The 3,268-nt window shown below is 51.4% G+C and carries 2 protein-coding genes and 4 pseudogenes; 3 read left to right on the forward strand and 3 right to left on the reverse strand.

All coding sequences use genetic code 11. The features are described 5' to 3' along the window. Positions 1-112, forward strand: a pseudogene (locus NG99_RS30330) (inverse autotransporter beta domain-containing protein); the annotation flags it as partial. A 35-nt stretch (positions 113-147) separates the two neighbouring features. On the opposite strand, the pseudogene NG99_RS28055 reads toward NG99_RS30330, so the two are convergent. Beyond that, positions 148-344, reverse strand: a pseudogene (locus NG99_RS28055) (IS1-like element transposase); the annotation flags it as partial. A 614-nt stretch (positions 345-958) separates the two neighbouring features. On the opposite strand from NG99_RS28055, the gene NG99_RS06045 reads away from it, so the two are divergent. Next, positions 959-1,378 (forward strand): hypothetical protein, encoded by a 420-nt coding sequence (locus NG99_RS06045; RefSeq protein WP_034889526.1) that lies wholly within the window; start codon positions 959-961, stop codon positions 1,376-1,378. 148 nt (positions 1,379-1,526) lie between these two features. Then, entirely contained in the window at positions 1,527-2,150 is a 624-nt protein-coding gene (locus NG99_RS06050) for a hypothetical protein (protein ID WP_034889528.1), read from the forward strand. A gap of 60 nt (positions 2,151-2,210) precedes the next feature. Here NG99_RS06050 and NG99_RS06055 read toward each other — a convergent pair. After that, a pseudogene (locus tag NG99_RS06055) lies at positions 2,211-2,516 on the reverse strand (integrase core domain-containing protein); the annotation flags it as partial. 105 nt (positions 2,517-2,621) lie between these two features. Then, positions 2,622-2,999 (reverse strand): annotated as a pseudogene (locus NG99_RS06060) (IS66 family transposase); the annotation flags it as partial. Positions 3,000-3,268: the final 269 nt, after the last annotated feature.

Below are 3,268 nucleotides of genomic sequence, written 5' to 3' on the forward strand. Positions count from 1 at the left end.
GGGCGTACGTACGTTCTGGCAGAATGGCTGGATGTATGGCGGGAACGTCTTTTTTGATGATGACTTCACCGGTAAAAACCGCCTTGTCGGTCTAGAGGGGGAAGCATGGACTGGCTAAAGTGTAGCTGTATTAGGATCAGTTATTTAGCGCTGATTGCCTTTACAGCGTACATATGAGCATTGCTCATCAGCTTCACAGCAAATAACAACTTCTGCGTCCGGCTAAACGCGTTGCGCAACCTGGTGCGGTGATAATTATTTAGATGCCGCAGAACGGTCTTGAGGCTTATCCGAAGAGCTCTTGCCGTATCGCGGCATCCGGAACAGTTTATGGCCATAATGACCGAATCTTAAGCACTGAGAGTGAGAAGGGGATGTTCACCGATGAATTCTAATAAGCGATTGTTCCGTGCTGTCATTGTCGGCAGCGGCCCCTCTGCAAGGGGATTCATTCCGTCTAATGATGTGACCGTCATTGCTGTTAATGGCGCGGTTGACTGGCTTTCCCGTGTCGATCATTTTTTCACGCTTGATCCATCGGCTGAAAACCTGCGCCGGCTTTCCCAGCGGCGCGATGGCGTTCACTATCATGCTGCCGGGCTATCGTGCACGCTTCCGGGTGTTCAGTTGTATAATCGGCTAGCCCGGCGTGGTGCAGAGCCGAGGACCAGGTATTCTCCAGCGTGGTGGTTATGGCGGTGGTCGGCAGTTCTTGGGCTTTCTGAAGAGAAAAGTGTTATTCATTCTGGTAACAGCGCTTGGCCTGGCTTATCATTTGGGGTTCAAAGATGTGGCCCTGATTGGCGTTGATGCGACTAAAGAGTCGCGTATCGAAGGAGGTCGAACCCGCGTCTCAGCCACCTTCCGTTGCTGTTTGCAAGCGCGTTGGACCAGATTAACGTCGTCAGTTGCGGTAAGCTGAGCGGCATCCCACAGATGGCAATGGAGGAATGGCTTAATGTATAGCCCCATATTTGTTTCATTTTTTACTGGGAACTGGATTTATCCGCAGATGGCCGAACAACTGGCGCACTCACTGGATGGTATGGGACTACATCTCGATATTTGCGGCATCGAAAGTGGCGACAACTGGCTTGCTAACACGCGGCTGAAAGCTGGCTTTATTCGCCAGATGCTTGATATCTACCCGCGTATTGTTCGGGTGGATGCAGATAGCGACATTCATAAATTACAGCATATGCTCCTTAATTTTCTTGAAGATCTGTTTCTGCGCCCTCATTCCTCTGTCCCTGGTAGAGTGTGGCATGTTTCAGTTATGGACTGGTCGTCGAAAATAGGACAAAGACCCTCTGCGATGATTGGAGACGGTTTGCTGATGTCTATGGCGGCACCGATGAACCGGCTTTTGATGCCGTAATTTGCCGTCACCAAACGGGGCTGACTATCGGCAGTATGCCTCTTGAATACCATCGTCTGCCGCATGAGACGGCAGAGAACGTGGTCATCACCATCGGTATTTCTAAAGATGATGATAAAATGCGAATTAAATACGGAGACGGCTTCAAATGACCATAATCGCAACAGTTTTAAAATCTGGCGGAGAATACTTGCCGACTCACGTACAGCGACTGCACGAGCAATTTGATGATCTGCAATCCGTCTGCTTTTCTGATGTTCCCGTGCCGGGCGTTAACACACTCCCATTGAGGTATGGTTGGGCGGGATGGTTCTCTAAAATGGAGTTGTTCAACCCTGAGCTGACCATGTCAGATATTCTTTACTTTGATCTGGACACCATCATTACCGGTAATATTGTGCCGTACTTGAACGATGACCGCTTTCGAATGCTGTCTGATTTCTACTTCCCTCAAACCCCCGCGAGTGGGATGATGTTTATTCCTCATAGTGCAAAGGCTCCTATATGGCAGGCATGGATTGCTAAACCTGCACAATGGATGTCAATGTGCCGTGGCGACCAGGACGTGCTGGCCAAAATCTGCGGTTGCGGTGTGGCGAGGTTTGGAGAACGGGTTAAATCATACAAAGTTCATGTTGCGAGCAAAGGGATGCCTGGCTGGCACAGGAGCAGGTCTACGGGAAATGGAACAATTCCTCCGGGGACGGATGTACTATGTTTCCATGGTAATCCCAGGCCGTGGACTGTGTCAGCGGATATTCTAAATAAGTGAACCACTCCGGGATGACCCTGACCCCGAATATGCTCCAGTCATAATCAGGAATAACCGGCCTCATGTTGGTTGCATATTCTGGCAACCGGCAGATTTCTCGGCGAATTCAGATGGGGTCATCCAGCCCAGTGCAGAATGGGGACGACTCTGGTTATAGTGTATGCGCCAGGCCTCGATTTTGCACCGGGCATCCTCCAGGGACATGAACCAGTTCTCGTTCAGACATTCCTGCTTTAACCTGCCGTTGAAGGACTCCACGGTCGCATTGTCCGTCGGTGTTCCCGGGCGTGAGAAGTCAATGCGGATACCCCTTTCATACACCCACCTGTCCAGCATTTTCCCTGCAAATTCAGAACCATTATCGGTTTTCAGCAACTGAGGTAAGGGCCGTCTGAGCGCGATGCTGTTCAGCATTTCTGCCACTTCTGTTGAACGTAAGCGTCCAGCGAGAACCGTATTGACGGGGATGTGTTATTCAGTTGGCAGTGTGATGCGCCAGGGTAGCAGCTCGCTGACCCGGTTGACCGGCCAGTCAGCTATGACGTCAAGGACATGGCGAAGGTAGCTTTCTGGATCCACGCCGTTCAGTTTGCACGTCCCTATCAGACTATACAGCAACGCTCCACGCTCACCACCGTGGTCTGAGCCGAAGAACAGCCAGTTCTTTCTCCCCAGACTTACCATCCGCAGCGCATTTTCAGCGATGTTGTTATCGGCTTCGGCCCAGCCATCCTCCGTATAGTACGTCAGTGCTGGCCACTGGTTTAGCGCATACGTGAACGCCTTCGCCAGCTCCGAGTGCCTCGACAGCGTTTTCATCTTTTCGCGCAACCAGCTTTCCAGGGATTTCTGCGTATTCCGACCCAAACCGCCCCCCCAGTGGCAGGATAGTTGTCGCCTGAATTTTTCACTGGGGGCCGGAGCTGTAAAATGGCTAACCACCGGATTGCACCTGAGTTAAGAGAACGCGCTATCATGCACCTGATGCCACCCTTTAGCTGGAGCCTCAGGCAGGTTGCAGATGATATTGGCGTTGGGATCGCCACAGTACATGGCTGGCGCAAACAACTGGAACTTGAGGGCCTGATCATTCGAAAAGGGTAGAGTCTTAGGGCGTG

Origin of the sequence: Erwinia typographi, from assembly GCF_000773975.1 — a bacterium.
Lineage (GTDB): Bacteria > Pseudomonadota > Gammaproteobacteria > Enterobacterales > Enterobacteriaceae > Erwinia > Erwinia typographi.